The 306-nt window shown below is 46.4% G+C and carries 1 protein-coding gene; it reads right to left on the bottom strand.

What is annotated here, in order from left to right:
- Positions 1-306: electron transfer flavoprotein subunit alpha/FixB family protein (locus ACFIO5_RS12430; RefSeq protein WP_375705568.1), on the bottom strand; the 306-nt coding region annotated here is incomplete at both ends.

Here is a 306-nt window from a genome sequence, read left to right as displayed (position 1 = left end):
GATCGCCTACAAGGGCGTAGTCAGCAATTTGCATGATAGGAGCTTCCGCATCTTTATTAATAGCTACAATAACCTGTGCATCCCTTATGCCGGCTAAATGTTGGATTGCACCGGAAATGCCAACTGCGATATAAAGCTTAGGGGAAACAACTTTGCCTGTTTGTCCAATTTGCCAATCATTGGGAGCATAACCTGCATCAACTGCTGCACGGCTGGCACCCAAAGCAGCTTCTAATTTGTTTGCAAGTGGTAGAAGGAGTGCCATAAACTGCTCTTGTGAACCAAGACCACGTCCGCCTGATATGA

It is taken from the genome of Bartonella sp. AA86SXKL (assembly GCF_042196885.1).
This window is presented reverse-complemented; position numbering and strand designations above follow the sequence as displayed.